An 18,885-nucleotide genomic window follows, 5' to 3' on the forward strand; every position below is an offset into this window, starting at 1 on the left:
CTGTCCGATGCTAAGGGCTGAGGGTAAAAGCTTGTGACATCGGTTATCGAAACGACTTGCTACGATGAGTATATAAAATGTGCACACAGCGTAAAGAAGTTTTTTGCGTTCCTATCGTTACGTATAGCGCGCAAGAGTTGATAGAATCATCTCTACTCGTCGCGTTGGTATTAGATGGCGCCGTCAAAACAACGACAGCACAATGAGAAACAAGTGGATACAACGCGTTACGACTCTTCTTCAGATAGGGATAGCAGCTGTTATCCTTGGATGTGTGGTGCCGTCTAAGATCAGTCAGGCGCAGGAGCCGCTCACGAATGTGGCTGATCTGCGCATTGATGACACGGTGGCTACGCTTGGTATTGAGGCGGCAAAGCGCGGCGATTACGGAAGCAGCATTGAGCTGCTCATCCCTCTATTTCAGCAGGAGGCCGGATACGTGGTGCCCGACCACAATGCGATCGGCTACTGGCTGGGGAAATCGCTACTGGAGGCACACACTGCACGAAACGCACTGCACACCTGGCACCGAACCCTGCGCACCCTCGACGAAGAATCGGCAGCCTGGAGCCTCACTGCTGATGCATTCGTGCGGGCTACGTTTGAGACCAATACGTTGGACTATCAGGGCGTTGCAGCTCAGACCTACTTGACACTCATTGAGCGGGCGGGACGCACAAGTGCGTTTCCCGAACCGATACGTGAAGCTGTGCAGCAGCATGTGCTCGAAACTGCATTCGTCTTGCCCGATGATGTAAAGCGTCGCATCGGGCTGGACCCGAGCCGCACTATCCGTCACCGCTCCGACCTAACGCTCAATGCGTCCGCTGGTGAGATTCTTGCTGCATGGTGGCGCAAGCAAGACCGGAGCGTAGCAAGTGCATCGAACGAGCGACTCGTGGAGCACCTTTCGCGTGTTGCGGATGCGCGTGCATCATACATGCACGACGAATACATCGACGCACGCGGTCGGGTACACATCCGGCTCGGACCGCCGCCAATCACGCTTGAGGTGACGTTTGCCGATTACCCTGTCATCCAGCGCGAAATTATTCGGCGCCAGACTAACGTTACATCGTTCGACTTTTCGCCTGGTATCTACTGGGAATACGACGAATTAGGCACCGAAGCCCATTTCCTTTTCCTGGAGTCTGATGAAGGAGATACGTACGAGCTTGGTACCGTAACTGATATGATTCCACGGCACATCCGACGCAATTTTACCGGACGTAGCACAAACACCTATGCCTATCTGCGCAGCATGGAGGTGGCGCTGCGCCAGCTCTCGGTGTATAATCCGCGGTATATGGGCCGCTACGCCGAAGTTGAAAACTACATTGCGTATTACAACACAGGCGGCGGTATTAATTTCGCAACACCGGGTGAACAGGCGACGAAGGTGAACCAGCGCAATACGATGGAAGACCATCGGCTGAAGCGTATACGCCGCGAAACGGTAGGCGCTGCGCAGTCGAACGTAGATGCCAGCTATCCCGGTCTGGATGTACAGACGCGGTGGGCCCGGTTTCTGGAAGACGATGGCACCACACGCACCGAAATCTACTGGACCGCTCCAGCCGACCTGCTTGATCCCCGCACGGCTGTCGATACCGATGCACTGGACGTCGAAGACATGGAAGTCGATGCGGAGTCGATAACAGGGGCCTCGCGGATCATTGCGAACACACGTCTCGAAGATAGTGAGCACCGCACCGCTCTCCAGGCCAACAAGCAAGCGCATGTGCCGGAGTCTGTGGAGAGCAACTGGTTTCCTGCACAAACGATTGCCATACGCTCAGATAAGACCCCATTTCACCTGGGTGTGCAGTGGGACCAGCGTCTGGGACAGAACGCCGAGTCTGCAGGGAATCTGTTGCTCCGGCGCTCTACTACACGCATCGACACGCTCGCGCAGTTGAGCAACGACGCATCCTCCATTGAAATGAGCGACGTAAAGCTCGTGGAGGCGAATCCGGATGCACTTGCTGAAGACATAGATGGCAGAGCGCTCCCTCCATATCCGCGTGAGGAAGTCCATGAAGACACGCCCCTCGGCATCTACTTCGAGGTCTACCACCTCATGTTTGATGAGAATGACCGGGCGCGCTACACGATTGACCTTAACGTGGACCGCGTGCAGCCGCGTGGCGGTGTGGCGCGGTGGGTACGCGGTGATGAAGAGTTGCAAACAACCACGACAACGACAAACGAAACTACGCAGCGTCGCACAAACGAACTGTTCTTGCTGGATGTGGAAGCATGGGAAGACGCTGCTGAAAACGAGAACGTGACCCTCACCGTGCGCATCACCGACGAAGTGAGCGGGGCGTCTGTAGAACGCGACCTGACGCTCTCAGTCGTACGTGATGAGGAATAGGTTATGAGATAAGCGAAATACAAGGGTTCGCATTCCCCATTCCCGCACTGCGTTCGTGTTCGGCTCTGCGGCGATAGGGGGCCTTATACGGAATGACAATGAGGGGGAGAATAGATCTGACAGGTCTTTGGAGACCTGTCAGATCGTTGTTATCATTATCTGCTCGACACGTCCTGCTCCCACGAAAACTGGAGATGAGCGCGGGGGAACGAGACGGAGCGTACGTACAACGTGAGACGCTGCGCATCCGCCAAAATATCGATGTCGTCCTCGGGCTGACGCGCAAAAATCAACGTATTGCGGCGGTAGAACACTCCCTCACCGCTGCGTGAGGTGTACCGAACGATGTCGGTGGCCACCTGCTTCGGGGAATACTCGGTGGCACTTTCGTCAACTCGCAAGAAGGCGCGCGCGTCCATGTGGCGGATACTCGTGTACTGAAACGCCTCGCTGACGCGCTCGGGCACGTACAGGTACACATCAATGCGAATGGCGTCTTGGTGGAGCGAGTCGACTTCCTGCTGAATCGTGGCGCGAGCCTGGTCGGGCGGGTACGCATCCAGCGGCGTACGTCGATTCAGGGAGGCAAGCCGGAACTCGCGTCCCCAGAGCGTGGCGAAGCTGGAGAACCGGCGCGTTTCAAATAGCTCGGGCCCCTGCGTCTGCCGGTGGCGCGCGGACCAGTCGACCCAGAGGTCGCCAAATGCCCGCTCGCTTTCCAGCTTCAGCCGACCGTCTTCGTTGGGGGCAACAGATACGTGTTGTAGGCTGTCGAAGGACGTAACCGAGCGTGTGGTGGGCAGGAAGTGGGCCGCCACATCGACTTCGTTGCTCACGCTGCCCTGCAAGGCCGCACAGCCCGCAAGCAGACAGAGTCCGCCGAAAAGGCCTAAGCAGCTCCGAAGGGATAAAGAAAAAGCGAGGGGACGCATGGGCACGGTACCAGAAACAAGAAGAAAGCAGGCAGAGAGATGCCTGATGAGAAAACGAACCCGCACAACGCCTGCTGAAATCCTCTTACTGCGGCGCGAGAGAATGTAGAGGCAATTTTCCAGAGCCGGTATGCACGAAGAAGCGGTTTGCATCAAGCCCGCTCAATGCTTAGTATGACCGTGGCTTCATCGTAGTTTCGCGACTGTAGTTACTTTCCATCATGCCCACCCTCTCCGTCGACCGCGTGCACAAAGCCTATGGAGATACAAAGGCGGTGCACGACGTGTCGTTTTCTGCCGCCCCTGGACGCATTCTTGGATTGTTGGGACCCAATGGCGCGGGCAAAACTTCAACGCTGCGCATGATTACGCACATCACACAGCCCGATTCAGGGGCCGTGCGCTACGATGAGCGTCCGGTGGGACCGTGGAGCCAGCGGCGCATGGGCTATCTGCCCGAAGAGCGTGGCCTCTATCCCGACCTGCGTGTCAAGGAGCAGCTCGTCTACCTGGGGCAGCTCAAGGGCCTTTCTGCCGATGCCGCCACCGAGCGCGTGCATCACTGGCTGGAACGCTTTGAGGCGCTCGACTGGGTCGACAAGAAGACTGAGGAGCTCTCCAAAGGCATGCAGCAGAAGGTGCAGTTCATCGCTACGCTGCTGCACGACCCGCAACTGCTCATCTTCGACGAGCCGTTTAGCGGTCTCGACCCCATCAACTCCGACGTGTTGCGCGACATCATTCTGGAGCTGCGTCGCACCGACCGCACCATCCTGTTCGCCTCGCATCGGATGGAGCAGGTGGAGCAGCTCTGTGACGACATCTGCCTCATGGCCAACGGACAGGTCGTGCTGAAGGGCGATCTGCGCGAGGTGAAGCAGCGCTTTGGCACCAACACCGTTATCGTACGCTTCGACGGCTCCGATGCCTTCATCGACGACCTTGAATCTGAAGGCGCTGTCCGGGTACATGCGCGCAGCGCCCACCGTGCCGAAATGCGCCTGCTCAACGACACGCCCGCCCGCCGTGTGCTGCAAGCTGCCCTCGACACCGTTGACGAGCTGCACCACTTTGAGCGCACCGAGCCCCCACTCAGCGAGATCTTTGTGGAGGTCGTCGGCGAGGCCAATGCCGCCCAGGCTGCTGCGTCGTAGCGGGCTCCATTCCTCTTGCACTGCCTCTTCTTTTGAACGAACCGACGCCCCATGCATCCCATCTGGATCATCCTCAAAAGTGAGTTCTGGCGCCGCGTACGGTCTAAAGCATTTGTGCTCGCTACGCTACTGGCACCCATAGGCATCGTTGCCCTGTTTGCGCTGCCCGGACTGCTCACCTTCTTCGCGGCAGATAGCGGCGACGAGCCGCCCGTGGCCGTGGTCGATGCCACCGAACAGCTTCTTCCCCACCTGCAAGAGCAGTCCAGCAGTTTCACGTTTGTGCAGTCCAATACGAACCAGGAAGCCCTGGCCGACTCGGTGCGCGCCGAGGTCTACAGCGGCTACCTGGTCCTCCCCGAAACGCTTCTGCAAGGAGAAGGCACCGCCTCGTTCTATCGCAGTAGCGGAGGCGGACTCGGCACGCAGAATCGCATCCAAAACGTCGTAGAGCGGGCCGTGCGCGATGTGCGTCTGGCTAACGAAGACGTGCCCGATGCCGTCGAGTCGATCCTGGCGGCCTCACCCTCGCTGGAGATGCGCCGCATTACCGAACAGGGCGACCAGGCCGATGCCACGCTCATCTACTCGGCCATCGGCTACATGCTGGCCTTTGTGATCTACTTTGCCGTGTTCATCTACGGGCAGTACGTCATGCAGGGCGTCATCGCCGAGAAAAGCTCGCGCGTGGTCGAAATCGTCGTCTCCTCCGTGCGTCCGTTCGAGCTGCTCATGGGCAAAGTGCTGGGCATCGGCGCCATGGGGCTCGTGCAGATGGTCACCTGGGGCGCGCTCGTAAGCGGGGCCCTGGCCGTCGCCGGACCGATCTTCATGCTGTTCATGGACCCGTCGGCCTACGACATCGCCCCCGATGCCTCGCAAGAAGCCGCGCTCGAAGCCGCAGGCATCACCATCCCGTCGCTGCCGCTCTCGCTTCTGGTATGGACGCTCCTGTTCTTCGTAGCGGGCTATTTGCTCTACGCCAGCCTCTTTGCCGCCGTGGGGTCCGCGGTCGAGCGCGTGCAAGACGCCCAGAGCCTCATGTACCCCGTGTTCATTCCGCTGCTCATCCCCCTGCTGGTGATTGGCGTCGTCATCGAAGCACCCAACGGCACGCTGTCCACCGTGCTGTCATTCATCCCGTTCTTCGCCCCCATCCTGATGGTGCTGCGCTCCGCCCTCACCGATGTCGCGTTCTGGCAACTGGCCCTGTCGTGGCTGCTGGTGATGGCAACCTTCGTCGGCACCATCTGGGTGGCCAGCCGCATCTACCGCGTCGGCATCTTCATGTACGGCAAACCCCCCAGCCTGCGCGAACTGATCCGGTGGGCGCGCTACCGTCCATAGCAGCGCGGGTTGACCCTGCAGGCTGCGCGTTGTATCATGGAAGGCCCTTCGCATCCCCCAAAATGCGTAGTCTCCAACCTATACACATATAGGGGGATGCCGAGGCCCGTGCCCTGCCCACATATCGTCCGGATGCCTATGTCGCTGCTCGCCCGCTGGCTTGTTGGGAGCCTCGTACTCATCAGTATCGCCTGCGCGCCCCATATCGTCCGGGCGCAAAACGCCCCTGCTCCCGCCCCCGACCGCACCGATGAGGGCGACGGGCCCTACGAGCGTCTGGTGCTGCGCGGGGCCACTCTTATCGACGGCACCGGCGCCCCACCCCGCGGCCCGGTCGACATCGTGATCGAAGACAACCGCATCACCAACATCGCCAGTGTCGGCTATCCCGGCGTACCCATCGACGAAAGCGCACGTCCCGAGGGCGGCGACCGCGAGATCGACCTGAGCGGACACTACATCCTTCCGGGATTCATCGATATGCACGGCCACCTGGGCGGTACCGCGCAGGGCACGCCGGCCGAGTACGTGCTCAAGCTGTGGATGGGCCACGGCGTAACCACCGTCCGCGAGCCGGGCAGTTTCAACGGCACCGAGTGGACGTTTAACCACCGCGACCGCAGCGCTGCCAACGAAATCGTGGCGCCGCATCTGGTGGCGTATGTCGGCTTTGGCCAGGACCGCGATGTGCCCATTGCAACGCCCGAGCAGGCCCGTACCTGGGTGCGTCAGGTGGCCGAGCGCGGGGCCGAAGGCATCAAGTTCTTCGGAGCACGCCCGGCGATCATGGAAGCCGCCCTCGACGAAGCCGCCCAGCAGGATCTGGGCACCGCCATGCACCACGCGCAGCTGAACGTCACCCGCGTCGATGCACTGCAGTCCGCCACCTGGGGCCTCACCACGATGGAGCACTGGTACGGCCTGCCGGAGGCGCTCTTCGACGACCGCACCGTGCAGGACTACCCGACCGACTACAATTACAACAACGAGCAAGATCGCTTTCGCGAGGCCGGGCGCCTGTGGCAGCAGGCCGCCGACCCCGGCACCGCGCACTGGAACGCGGTCATGGACTCGCTCCTCGCGCTCGACTTCACCCTCAACCCGACGCTTAACATCTACGACGCGAGCCGCGACCTGATGCGCGCCCGCAATGCCGACTGGCACGCCGACTACACCTTGCCCTCTCTGCAAGAGTTCTTTACCCCGAGCCGCGAAGATCACGGATCCTATTTCTTCGACTGGACGACCACGCGCGAGGTGGAGTGGAAGCGCAACTACGACCGCTGGATGGCCTTCCTCAATGAATACAAAAACCGAGGCGGACGCGTGACCACCGGCAGCGATAGTGGCTACATCTACCAGGTGTACGGCTTTGGCTTTATCCGCGAGCTGGAACTGCTGCACGAAGCGGGCTTCCACCCGTTGGAGGTGATCCGCGCCGCTACCCTCAACGGCGCCGAAGCCCTCAGCCTCGACGACGACCGAGGCAGCGTCGAAGTTGGGAAGCGCGCCGACCTGGTCATCGTAGACGAGAATCCGTTGCACAACCTGAAGGTGCTCTACGGCACCGGGGCCCTGCGCCTGAACGACGACACCGACACCGTGGAGCGCGTGGGTGGTGTGACCTACACCGTCAAAGACGGCATTGTCTACGACGCCGACCGCCTCCGCGCCGACGTGCGGGCGATGGTTGAGGCGGCTCGGGAGGAAGAAGAGGAATAGTGTGCTGCCTTGCATCTGATCAGCAGCATGCCTACGTTGGGAAATGAGCGAAGCTGGGAGTGCCCGGCTGTGGCAGCAGATGGTGGTAGTTAACCGCGCTGCGCAGACGGCTGGGCTGAGATGATCCCTTGAACTTGATCCGGTTTGTACCGGCGGAAGGAAGCTTCTTAGCACCCGGGGCGTCACGCATGGGCGCTGCACATTTCTGGCTTCGCTTGCCGTTATTCCTTTGCATCCACCCGCAAGCAAGCCCTATGTCTACAACCACCGACCTTTCCTTTGCTGACGTTTCTGTGGATCGGGCCTACCCGGTGCCGCCATTTGCGCAATCCTGCGTAGACGCCGCCCGCGAAAGCTGGGGCGCGTCGTTCGATCACCCGTTTGTGCACGCTCTGGCTGCGGGCACGCTGGAGGCAGAGCGCTTCCGCTTCTACCAGATGCAAGACGCCCGCTACCTCGAAGCCTTTTCGGATGCCGCCGCGCTCATCTCGACCCGCTGCCCCGATCCCGACGATAAGCTCTGGTTCATCGACGCAGCCCGCATGGCGCTTGTGGTTGAGGGCGAACTGCATGCCGGATACGGCGAGCAGCTTGGCTACGATGCCAGCGAGATCGCCGCACTTACGCTCACGCCCAACAACCGTGCGTATCAGGACCACATGATTAGCACCGCACAGCGCGGATCGCTGGTGGAGGCGGTAGCCGCGCTCACTCCGTGCCCCTGGCTCTACATTGAACTCGGGCAGCGCATGGAAGCGGAGATGGGAGCGATCCCTGACGACCATCCGTACGCCGACTGGCTCGCGATGTACCGCGATCCGGAGTTCAACGACTACATGGCGAATCTGCTGGAGCGGCTGCAGCGCTTCGCTGATGCGGCTGATGAGGCTGCCCGTGAGCGTGCCAAGACCGCATTCCAGGCCAGCATCCGCTACGAGTGGATGTTCTGGCAGCAGGCCTGGACGCAACAGGCGTGGCCGGTGTAGGGAGCTGTAATGCTGGCCTTTTGTACACCATATGTAGGGACACGGCGCGCCGTGTCCCTACGGTGTTCGTGGGGCTCAAAGGGGAGAACGGGCAATTAGGGCTGCACGCGGAATCGCCGCTGGAGGGTACGAGAAGAATAGTCTCCTTGAATGCCCCAGTCCAGATCGGCGCGTACCTCATACGTACCAGGAGACGCTGGCACGTCTTCCTCCTCCGTTCGCAGGGCGGCCTGAACGTCAAAGGTGCGCTCTATCGTCTCGCCGCTGGGAATATCGTGGTTTGTAACGGCGGCAGTGCAGACGATCCCTGATCCTCTAAACGGTACACGCTCCCCACCGGCCTCAAATACGCTGGGCACCACGAGGCACCCACTTGACGTCTGCACCACGACATTGCGGCGTGTCTGATTCTCGACCAGGACACGAACTTCAAAAGCCTCCCCTACCGACACCGTGTCGGGGGTAACGAGATAGACATCAAGCTCATTAATGGATACGCGGGTTGCATTGCCGGGGATGGGGAGTTCGTCTGCATTTCCAGCTCCGCCCGATCCAATGAGTGTGTCGCATCCGGTGATGAGTCCAACGAGAAGTAGGAGCGCAGCCCAGTTGAGCAGCCGCGTCGGGGTGAGGTTGGGCATGGCAGTAGAAGGGGTTGGTTACATGATTGATTGGAAAGAAGCTGCGTGGAGAAAACAGAGCAACAGAGAGACGCTGTACTTCGAAATGACACCCCCCGCTGTTCTCTTTAGATATAATTATAAGATTGAGAGAAGAGCGTTCCGTAAGACCACCCTACTACGTTTTGGTAGTGGGTAGACGCTAAGTGATAAAGCTAAGGGACACCGAACCCTCGTTTTGTTCGACCCCCCTCTCCCTTCGGGTTTCTCCCCCTTTTCCAAGGGGGAGATGTCGGCAGACAGAGGGGGTTGGGACAGACTACGATGATGTAGCCTACATGACAATCACTTATCATTGAACCGCTGCCTACGTTTTTTGTGTAGACCAGCGCTCTGCCTACAACCCAAAAACGGGCTCCAGCCAATGCCGAAGCCCGTTTCAGGTATAATCGCGCGTAGCACATCGCGAGGGACGATGACTACAGAACGCGTGCTGTGTCATTAGCTGTCGTCATCATCGTCGTCACTGTCGTCATCGTCCTCCTCGTAATCGATGGAGTCTTGGATGCGGTCTTCGACGTTGTCCTCAAAAGCACCGCCCGCGTTGGCATCGTCGGGGTTGATAAGCGTGCCGTCGCTCTGGCGGAACCAGTCGTTGAGCCGAACCGAGAGCGTGATCTGCTCTTCCGATTCGGGAGACACCGTAACCGGCGGTTCAAACTCCAGCTCCTGTTCGGCCTCCAGGTCGGTGGTAAACACGAACGGCTGCGCTTCGCCGCCCGCGAGCGTGTAGGTGCCCTCTACGCGGATACTCGTGTCTTCGGGGAAGTTGGCTTCATCGAGCACGCGGGCTTCATCGTCATCGTCGCGTTCGAGACGATCGATTTCGAACTCCAGTTCGTCCCACGACCCGGCTTCGACGATACCACCGGCAAACGTGACGGGGCCTTCACCCGCAAGCGGCAGGTCTATAACCATCGGACCGCGTTCAATGTCGTCGCGCTCGCCATTATCGTCGTTGCCATCATCATCGGAGCGATCCAACTCCAATTCACTAATCGCCAGTTGCACGCGGTCAATCGTAAGCTCGTTGTTGCCGGAGTCGGAGAGCGTGGTGGAGCGAGCGGTGAGCGCTGCTGTTGCGCTGGTTGTTGTGGTGAAAGCAAGGCTCAGGCGGGCCTCGGAATTCGTGTTGTTCGAGTCGGTCGAGTCGCATCCAGCCAGCCCTACCGCAAAAGCGAGCAAAAACAGGGGGAGTATGCGAGAAAGTGGGGTATTCATAAGCTCAGGCAACATGTTTGGGGAATAGCAGAGAGCGTTGCAGATCGCAATAGTGGTGCTGCATCTGCACGAGAGGAAGCAGCACGTGTTCACTTCAACAGGCCGCCAAACGAGCATGCTGCGTAACATGTAGCTGCATGACGAACGGACGGGCGCTTTGCCTGTGCCTCCCACCAGACGGATGCGGGGGCTGCTCGCTGCCGCATGAACAACAGAGTTCATGTTCAATTCGTGCGTGGTACGGGTCGCTGCACCACGGCTCTTCATACATGTAGTAACAAGATAGTTGTGCCACTGATCTGTTGCTGCGTATGTCTACCGGGGTTGCTTCGCTTTCGCATCTGTTCATACGGTTGGTTTTTAGGGAGGCATGGGGCGTAGCACTGCTCCTTGGCCTTTTTGCATGGACCATGGGACCCGCTGAAGCCCCGGCTCAGGCACCCACCGAGCCCAATCTGGAGGCATTTGAAGTGCTCGACCTGCCTGATGCAGATGCCTACCGCACCGGCGACGGGCGGCCCGGTCCGCTCTACTGGCAGCAAGAAGCCGACTATGCAATTGATGTAGAGCTGCTGCCCGAGGAAAATCGAATTGAGGGCACGCAGACCATCACCTACACGAATAACGCGCCGTCGGAACTGAACTTCCTCTGGGTGCAGATGGACCAGAATCTCTTTGCGCCGGGCAGTCGGGGGGAGGCCGTGGTGCCGCCCGATGCACGGTTCAGTGGCTTCTTTGAAGGCGGCGGCTACGACGTGTCCAATTTGCGCATCGAGCATAACGGCACGATGTACACCCCCGAGTACGTCATCGACGACACGCGCTTACGGGTCGATCTGAATGCTCCACTGGCAGCTGAGGGCGACTCGCTCGCGCTAACAATGGACTTTAGCTTCGAACTGCCCGACTACGGCGCCGACCGCATGGGGATGTTCGATGCCGAAGAAGGCACCGTCTATCAGCTTGCGCAGTGGTACCCGCGGATGTACGTGTACGACGACGTAAGCGGCTGGAACGTGCTGCCGTATCTGGGTCAGGGCGAATACTACCTGGAGTACGGCCAGTTCGATCTTGACATTACCGTACCGCACGACTTCATCGTGACAGCCACCGGTGCGCTTCAGAATCCGGACGAGGTGCTCACCGATACGCAGCAGGAGCGGCTGGCCGATGCGCGAGCGAGCCGCTCGCCTGTCACGATCATCGCAGACGAGGAGGTGGGCGATCCCGACACGCGTCCTGTAAGCAGCGGCACGCTCACCTGGCAGTACCAGGCCGATGACGTGCGCGACGTGGCATGGGCCGCCTCACGCTCGTTCATCTGGGATGCGGCCCGGGCCGATGCTGGGACCCACACGGTGCTGGCGCAGTCGCTCTATCCCGCTGAAGGATTGGGCGGAGGTGAAAACAGCACGCCGGGCTGGGAAGAGTCGACCGAGTATGTGCAGCACTCGGTTGAGTTTTACTCGGAGCGCTACACGCCATATCCGTACGACAATGCCGTAAACGTGGGCGGCATTGTGGCCGGGATGGAGTATCCGCAGGTCATGTTCTGTTCGGTGGATGCACGCGGGCGCGGTCTCTTTGGTGTTACCGACCACGAGTTTGGGCACACCTGGTTTCCGATGCTTGTGGGCTCCGACGAGCGGCGCTGGGCCTGGATGGATGAGGGGCTCAACACCTTCATGAATCTGTATTCCACCGCCGACTTCTACGGGCAAGACATTGAGCGCGTCATTCGGCAGAGCAGTCAGCAGGCGGCTCGGTTTGCGCAGTCGTCTTTGGCAGACCAGCCCATCATGACGCAGGCGGACCACATCCGGCGCCAGGCGCTGGGGATGCTGGCATACCGCAAACCCGCTGTTGGACTGGCGCTGCTACGCGAGCATGTGGTGGGGCCCGACCGCTTTGATGCAGCGTTTAAGACGTACATCGACCGGTGGGCGTACAAGCATCCGCAGCCGTCAGACTTCTTCCGCACCATTGAGAGCGTGGCGGGCGAGGAGCTCGACTGGTTCTGGCGCGGCTGGTTCTACGAAACTGAAGGAGCCGACCCGGCGGTGGCGGAGGTCAACGTCGACGCAGCCACTGCCACCATTGCGCAGCAAACCGACTTGCTGCTTCCCGTGCCGGTGGAGTTAACCTTCGATGACGGCAGCACGCAGATGGTGCGTGTGCCCACCGAGGCGTTTGCTACAGGCGATACGCATACCATTTCGTGGGATGAAGAACGCACCATCGACCACATCACCATCGACCCGCAGCAGATGCTGCCAGATGTAGACCGCTCCAACAACGCCTGGACGCCAAGTGAGTAGCCGGACGGCTCTGCATGGTCAAGGTTGCCCTCGGAGTCGTTCGGGGGAGGCGTTGGGCCTGTGCCCTCGTGGGGCTCGTTGCAGCCCAATGCGTGCACCGGCGCTACAGCGCGAATGACGGGATGGAGCATTTCGGGAGAAGCAGTCGGAGGGGGCTGCGCTTCTACCTGACCCGGAACGAGCAGCACAAGGCACACGGCCAGCAACAGGCCAGCAGCCAAAGCGGAAAGCACGTGTGTGGACGAGCACGATGCAGATCGCGATGGAAGCTATGCCTCATCGCTGGCATACACCAGCGCCACAAACCGGTCGCGGTCGAGACCGCCAAAGTAGGACGCTACGTCCACCTCCGCGAGGGCTGTGTGCAGGGCGTCCGGACGGTAAGGTACGCCTTCGAGTTCGGCTTCCAGATCGTCCACGTCGCGGTGGCCCAGGAAGTCGCCGTAGATGGTCGCTTCGGTAATGCGCCCGTCATCAACCGAGAGCCGCACATCGACCTCGCCTACATCGTCAAAGCGGCGCGTGCGCTGCACATCGAACGCAGGCGAAGCGCCGTAATTCCAGTCCCACGCCCGGTACTTCGTCTCCGCAAGCGTTTCGGCGGCCGCCCAATCGGATTCGGTCGGTTCGTAGACGGTCACATCCTGCTCTGCCTTGAACGTGTCGAGCAGATGCGTGCGCAGGTCATCCACCGTAAAGTCGTCGTCCAGAAACTCCGCGATGTTCGCCACGCGGCTGCGGGCCGACTTGTGGCCCTTCGACTCAATCTTGCTCTGCTTTACGTCGAGGGCGCGGGTTACCTCGCTCAGGTCGCTATCAAAGAGCAACGTGCCGTGGCTGAACATGCGCGTGCCGGTCGAATACTGCGCGTTGCCCGACACCTTGCGGTCGTTCACCACGATGTCGTTGCGGCCCTTCAGTTCAGCGGGTACGCCCAGGTCGTTCAGCGCGTGGATGATGGGCTTGGTGAAGTGCGTAAAGTTGTTGAGGCGGTCGGGCGCGTAGTCGGTAATGAAGCTGAAGTTCAGGTTGCCCGGATCGTGGTAGACGGCCCCGCCGCCCGACACACGCCGCACCACATGGATGTCGTTCTCGTCCACATATGCCGCGTTGATTTCTTCAAGCGTGTTCTGGTTGCGCCCAATGATAATCGACGGCTCGTTCACGTAAAAGAGCACGTAGTCCTCATCATCGGGAAACGTGCGCAGCACGTGTTCTTCGAGCGCCAGGTTGAGCGTAGGGTCGTGTACGGGCGTTGTATCCAGGTAGCGCATAGGGGAGGCGAAGGAAATCGGTTGCACAATAGTGAACGCCAGATTACCACGTACATGGATGGATACACAGGCGCACAGTTTCCACGAGGACGTGTCGCGACAACTCCTTCACACCGCGCCTCATGCACCATCAAGCAGGCGTTTGCGTGGTGCGTCCGTAGTGGCGTAGCGCGCCAGCAATCACGAGTAGGCTGAGCAGTCCCCATGCTCCGGCCCAGAACTCCGCAGGTAGCCCAGTGAGCCCAGCCATGGTGGCGGCGTCGTTGTGGGCATGGTCCGAGCGGGTGAGTGTCCACAGCGTCAGGATGCTGTTGAGTCCGTCGAGCGCGAGTTGCACGCCCAGGAAGATGACAGTGCCCTGCTGCCAGCGGGGCGGGGCGTACGCGGCCACGCTCCACAGCACCAGCGCCATGAGTCCGCCCACCGCCCAGGCCAGGAGGCCTCCCGTGATGAATATGTAGACGAGCGCCCCGCCCATGAGTGCAAGCCCGGCGAACAGCGCGAGGCGGCGGGGCCACGAGCGCGCCGGCCTGCGGGGCGCGGAACCGGCGGTGCTATGAAGTGCGGCCTGTGCCTGCGAGCCGGATGTTCGGGCGAAGGCACACATCAGGAGGCCCGAGATGAACGCTCCGAAAGCCAGCAACGAAGCTCCGTATCCACTAAAAAACGCCGTCACGACAAGCAGTCCGCCTGCAGTAGACCACAGCGCCGTGCGCACACGGGTTGCTTGCGTGCCAGCTACAAGAAGCGCAGCGCCCACCGCCACCGACGACAGGTAGCCGGCCGGCGTTGCAATCAGGCGCACCCCGCCGCGATAGCTGACGTATCCGCTCGTATCCAGGCGGATGACGAACTGCTCTACGGAGCCGCCGGTGCCTACTGCAGCCAGGGCGTGCCCGGCTTCGTGGATAAACGTGCCGACGAGGTCGAACGGATAGATGAGCCACATGCCGTACGGCACCATCATGCATACCGCAACCACGGCAACAGCCGCCGCGAGCAGCGTCTGAGCAGAACGAGAGGTCATGGCAGAAGGAGGCTAAAGAGCAAATGCTGGAGGCATGGTGCGCCGTAGCGCGGTTGTGCACAAACCCCATGGGTTCGCGGATGTGCCGCGCCGCCTGCATAGAACCTTATCGGCGGCGTCGAAACGTCCGCATAGGGCGTAGGTACAGTACGATCCAGCAAGCAGCGGTCTGCGCCGCGACATCTGGATAAAGAAGAATCTGCAACCTATACCATAGGGAGCTTACCTCCAGGACTGGCCGGCAGGCCTCACCGCAGGGCGTGCGGAGATTCCTCCTCATCGCGCCCCGGCGGCTGTGCATCAGAGGACCGCAAGGTGCACAGGTAACAGTGGACGTCGAAAGGCTCTGGGCGGCTACCCACATTGTCGAAGAAGAGGTTCTTCTCCCCTGGTCGTCCGCAGATGCTGCTTGCTTCCCTTGCGCCCCACTCGTGGCTTCTGGCTGACGGGTGGGGTTTTTCTGATGCTCGTTGCTGCACCTAACGCCATCTGCGCGTCATGATTCATCTGCAAAACGTCTCGGTCATGTTCGGCGGGACGCCCATCTTTACCGATCTGTCGTGGGCCATCCCCGACGAAGAGCAGCGCATTGGCCTTGTGGGGCCGAACGGCGCGGGCAAGTCGACGCTGCTACGTGTGATTACGGGCGACCAGGAGGTGGAGTCGGGCCGCGTAGATCGCGGGGCCACCACGGTGGGCTACCTGGAGCAGAGCCTGAACGAGCAGCCCGGCGACGCCACCGTGCGCGAGGCCGCCCTGCAGGCGTTCGACGAGGTGCTGACGCTTGAGGCCCGCGAGAAAAAGATCACTGCCCAATTGGAGCGGGCCACCGACTACGAGAGCGACAGCTACGCCAAGCTCCTTGACCGCCTGAACCGCGTGCAGGAGCAGCTCAACGCCCGCGATGCCCACCGCATCCGCTCGCAGACCGAGGCCACGCTGGCCGGACTCGGCTTCCAGCCCGACGACATGGAGCGGCCCCTGAAGTCGTTTTCGGGGGGGTGGCGCATGCGGGTGGCCCTGGCCAAGCTCCTGCTTCAGCGCCCGGATGTGCTGCTGCTTGACGAGCCCACCAACCACCTCGACATCGACAGCATCGCCTGGCTGGAGAGCTATCTCGATTCGTACAGCGGCACCGTGGTGCTCGTGAGCCACGACCGCTACGTGCTCGACCGCATGGTCACGCAGATTGCCGAGCTCACGCGGGGGCGGCTCAGCCTCTACGACGGCTCGTACTCTTACTACCTCGAAGAGCGCAAGGAGCGCCGCGCGCAGTGGAAGGCCGAGTACGAGAACCAGCAGAAGCGCATTAATGAGATCGAGGAGTTCATTTCGCGCTTCCGCTACAACGCCTCGAAGGCGGCCCAGGTGCAGAGCCGCATCAAGAAGCTGGAGAAGATGGAGCGCATCCCGCCGCCCCCCGATGCCGAAGACCGCATCTCCTTTCGCTTCCCCGACCCGCCACGCTCTGGACGCGTGGTGCTGGAACTGTCGTCGTTTTCGAAGACTTACGCAGGCGAGAACGGCCCCGTGCAGGTGTTCGACAACGCGGGTCCGCTGGCCGTAGAACGCGGCGATACCATTGCGCTGGTCGGCCCCAACGGCGCCGGGAAGTCGACGCTGGCGCGCATGCTGCGGGGCACCGAAGCCTTCGAGGGCGAGCGGAGCGAAGGGCACAACGTGCAGCTGGCCCACTTTGCCCAGCACCAGGCCGACGCACTACCTATGGATGCGACCATCATGCAGACCGTGCGCGGCGTCTCTCCCAGCACGCCCGACACCACGCTCCGCACCCTGCTGGGCGCGTTCCTCTTCACCGGAGACGACGTGTTCAAAGAGATTCGGGTGCTCTCAGGTGGCGAGAAAAGCCGCGTGGCGCTGGCCTGCACGCTGCTCTCGCCCGCCAACGTGCTCATTCTCGATGAGCCCACAAACCACCTCGACATCCAGTCGAAAGACGTCCTCATCGAAGCCATCCAGCAGTACACCGGCACCTGCATCATCGTGAGCCACGACCGCTACTTCTTAGACGAAGTGAGCACCCACACGTGGCGCGTGGGCAACGGCGACGTGCGCATCTTTCACGGCCCCTACTCCGAAATGCAGTGGCAGGTCGAGCACGGCACCGCTGCTGCGTTGGACCCTGAGCCCGATGCATCGTCGAACAACTCAAATGGCACGGCCAGCACCGCCCATGAAACGTCGGAGTCCGATACGACACCCACAAACGGCACCGCGCCTCGCCCCGACGACGCCTTTGCTGATCTGAACTCGTACGAGGTGCGCCAGAAGATGGAGGCCACCGAAGAGAAAATCATGGAGCTGGAGGCGCAGAAAGAGGAGCTCGAATCCGACATGGCCGATCCCGCTGCACTCGAAGACGGCGCCATGCGATCGCTCACCAAAGACTACCAGGCCCTCGAAGCGGAGCTGGCCGAGCTCTATCCCACCTGGGAGGCGCTCACCGAGCACGTCATGGCTCTTGAGGACGCGTAAGCGGGCAGCACGAATCGGGATACAGAGGGATACAGCGTATCGATGCAGCGTTTGAGCGCGGCAGCAACGTAGAAGCAAAGAGTTGTCAATGCGGCACGCCCTCTTTTCGTTAAGCTAAACCCCACGTAGCATGTTCAGAATGCATCTCCAGAGGGTCGCGCTGCTGGTCATCGTGCTGAGCCTGCACGCTGGGCCACCACTGGCCGCACAGATCACCACGCTCGCTCCGCCCGACTCGGTCGACGCCCGTTCCTTTGGCACAGCGCTGGCCCTGGATGGCAATCGCGCTATCGTCGGCGCACCGGGCGAAGACGTGTGCGGTCCACAGTCCGGCGCCGCCTACATCTATGAGCGTGACCCCGAATGGGGGCAGTGGACGGCCACAGCGCGCCTGACGCCCGAGCCCTGCCGCGAAAATGCGTTCTTTGGCAGCGCAGTAGATATACGCGGCAGCCGCGTGCTCATCAGCGCAAGCAGCGAGTTCTTCGCTACGCCCGAGTCGAACGCGGCCTTCGTCTTTGAGCAGACGACCGACACCACCTGGGCGCAAACGGCCACGCTCACTGGCGATCTGGACCAGCAAGAAGGTCCCTTTGGTGCCGATCTGGTCCTTACCGACACACGCGCCTTCGTATCCACCACGGGCGATTTTCAGGGCCAATTTGGCGGGGCCGTATACGTGTTTCGGTATGATGCGCAGGCCGACACGTGGGGCCGCGAGGCACGCCTCACCAGTGCTAACGGCTCGGGCCCCGGACGTCTTGGGGGGCAGCTTGAAGCCACCAACACACGCATTGTGGCGGCCGCGCCTACATATTTTGAGCGCACCCCCGGATCGGTGTACGTGTTTGAGCGGGATGCAGAGGCTCGTTGGCATGCGACCACCGTGCTTACCGGGTTCGACGACTTCTTCATCCCCCTGTCGCTGGATAACGACCAACTGTTGGTGGGCGAGCGCCGTGCAGGAGACGACGAATCGGGGCAGGCCACGTTGTACACACGTGCCGAGGCAGGCGCCTGGACAGAGGGCACCACGCTTGTGCCACGCCGCCCCTTTGCCGATGGGGCCTTTGGCTCAGCCGTTGCGGTGCACGGCCCGTGGGCCCTCGTAACCGGATACGATGAGCAACTGCAGCAAGACGTAAACATCGACCGCGTGGTGTATGTCTTCCGCCGCAACGACGCAGGGACCTGGCAGCAGCACACCATCATCGATGTGGGGCGTGTAGGCTTTGGCACGGCCCTGGACCTCGACCAAGATATAGCGCTGGTTAGCTGGGTGGGAGCGCAAGGCAACGGCCTGGTGTACGCCGTTACACTTCAGTAGCTGGGCTGGCGCTCACGTCCGCTC

13 protein-coding genes and 1 riboswitch are annotated in these 18,885 nt (G+C 61.0%); of the genes, 8 read left to right on the forward strand and 5 right to left on the reverse strand.

All coding sequences use genetic code 11. From position 1 onward, the window contains the following. Window positions 1-274 precede the first annotated feature (274 nt). Window positions 275-2,377: a hypothetical protein gene (locus tag CRI93_RS10825; RefSeq protein ID WP_098062659.1), complete on the forward strand. Its 2,103-nt coding sequence runs from the start codon at window positions 275-277 to the stop codon at window positions 2,375-2,377. Window positions 2,378-2,532: 155 nt separating this feature from the next. Here the strand turns inward: CRI93_RS10825 and CRI93_RS10830 are convergent, their stop codons facing one another. Next, window positions 2,533-3,213: a hypothetical protein gene (locus tag CRI93_RS10830; protein ID WP_141491673.1), complete on the reverse strand. Its 681-nt coding sequence runs from the start codon at window positions 3,211-3,213 to the stop codon at window positions 2,533-2,535. A gap of 317 nt (window positions 3,214-3,530) precedes the next feature. On the opposite strand from CRI93_RS10830, the gene CRI93_RS10835 reads away from it, so the two are divergent. From CRI93_RS10835 to tenA, 4 genes are all read left to right on the forward strand, one after another. Then, complete coding sequence (locus CRI93_RS10835; protein ID WP_098062661.1) at window positions 3,531-4,463, forward strand: ABC transporter ATP-binding protein; 933 nt, start codon at window positions 3,531-3,533, stop codon at window positions 4,461-4,463. 51 nt (window positions 4,464-4,514) lie between these two features. Next, entirely contained in the window at window positions 4,515-5,810 is a 1,296-nt protein-coding gene (locus tag CRI93_RS10840) for an ABC transporter permease (RefSeq protein ID WP_098062662.1), read from the forward strand. Between the two features lie 138 nt (window positions 5,811-5,948). Then, window positions 5,949-7,532: an amidohydrolase family protein gene (locus tag CRI93_RS10845; RefSeq protein WP_217992530.1), complete on the forward strand. Its 1,584-nt coding sequence runs from the start codon at window positions 5,949-5,951 to the stop codon at window positions 7,530-7,532. A gap of 45 nt (window positions 7,533-7,577) precedes the next feature. Next, window positions 7,578-7,710: riboswitch (TPP riboswitch) on the forward strand. Window positions 7,711-7,786: 76 nt separating this feature from the next. After that, window positions 7,787-8,518: a thiaminase II gene (gene tenA, locus CRI93_RS10850; protein ID WP_098062664.1), complete on the forward strand. Its 732-nt coding sequence runs from the start codon at window positions 7,787-7,789 to the stop codon at window positions 8,516-8,518. 95 nt (window positions 8,519-8,613) lie between these two features. Here the strand turns inward: tenA and CRI93_RS10855 are convergent, their stop codons facing one another. Together CRI93_RS10855 and CRI93_RS10860 are read right to left on the reverse strand one after the other, a co-directional pair. Then, window positions 8,614-9,159, reverse strand: coding sequence for a hypothetical protein (locus CRI93_RS10855; RefSeq protein WP_098062665.1), 546 nt, complete (start codon window positions 9,157-9,159; stop codon window positions 8,614-8,616). Between the two features lie 480 nt (window positions 9,160-9,639). After that, window positions 9,640-10,383: a hypothetical protein gene (locus tag CRI93_RS10860; RefSeq protein ID WP_098062666.1), complete on the reverse strand. Its 744-nt coding sequence runs from the start codon at window positions 10,381-10,383 to the stop codon at window positions 9,640-9,642. Window positions 10,384-10,730: 347 nt separating this feature from the next. Here CRI93_RS10860 and CRI93_RS10865 point away from each other — a divergent pair, with 347 nt between their 5' ends. Next, window positions 10,731-12,737 (forward strand): M1 family metallopeptidase, encoded by a 2,007-nt coding sequence (locus tag CRI93_RS10865; protein ID WP_245850473.1) that lies wholly within the window; start codon window positions 10,731-10,733, stop codon window positions 12,735-12,737. Between the two features lie 269 nt (window positions 12,738-13,006). On the opposite strand, the gene lplA is transcribed toward CRI93_RS10865, so the two are convergent. After that, window positions 13,007-14,011 (reverse strand): lipoate--protein ligase, encoded by a 1,005-nt coding sequence (gene lplA, locus CRI93_RS10870; protein WP_098062668.1) that lies wholly within the window; start codon window positions 14,009-14,011, stop codon window positions 13,007-13,009. Between the two features lie 130 nt (window positions 14,012-14,141). Further along, window positions 14,142-15,038 carry a M50 family metallopeptidase gene (locus CRI93_RS10875; protein WP_098062669.1) on the reverse strand — a complete coding sequence of 299 codons (897 nt, stop codon included), beginning with the start codon at window positions 15,036-15,038 and terminating at the stop codon, window positions 14,142-14,144. A gap of 498 nt (window positions 15,039-15,536) precedes the next feature. Here CRI93_RS10875 and CRI93_RS10880 point away from each other — a divergent pair, with 498 nt between their 5' ends. Continuing rightward, entirely contained in the window at window positions 15,537-17,534 is a 1,998-nt protein-coding gene (locus CRI93_RS10880; RefSeq protein ID WP_098062670.1) for an ABC-F family ATP-binding cassette domain-containing protein, read from the forward strand. A gap of 139 nt (window positions 17,535-17,673) precedes the next feature. Next, on the forward strand, window positions 17,674-18,861 hold the full coding sequence (locus CRI93_RS10885; RefSeq protein ID WP_176521834.1) for an FG-GAP repeat protein: 1,188 nt from the start codon (window positions 17,674-17,676) through the stop codon (window positions 18,859-18,861). Window positions 18,862-18,885: the final 24 nt, after the last annotated feature.

It is taken from the genome of Longimonas halophila, assembly GCF_002554705.1.
GTDB classification, from domain to species: Bacteria; Bacteroidota; Rhodothermia; order Rhodothermales; family Salinibacteraceae; genus Longimonas; species Longimonas halophila.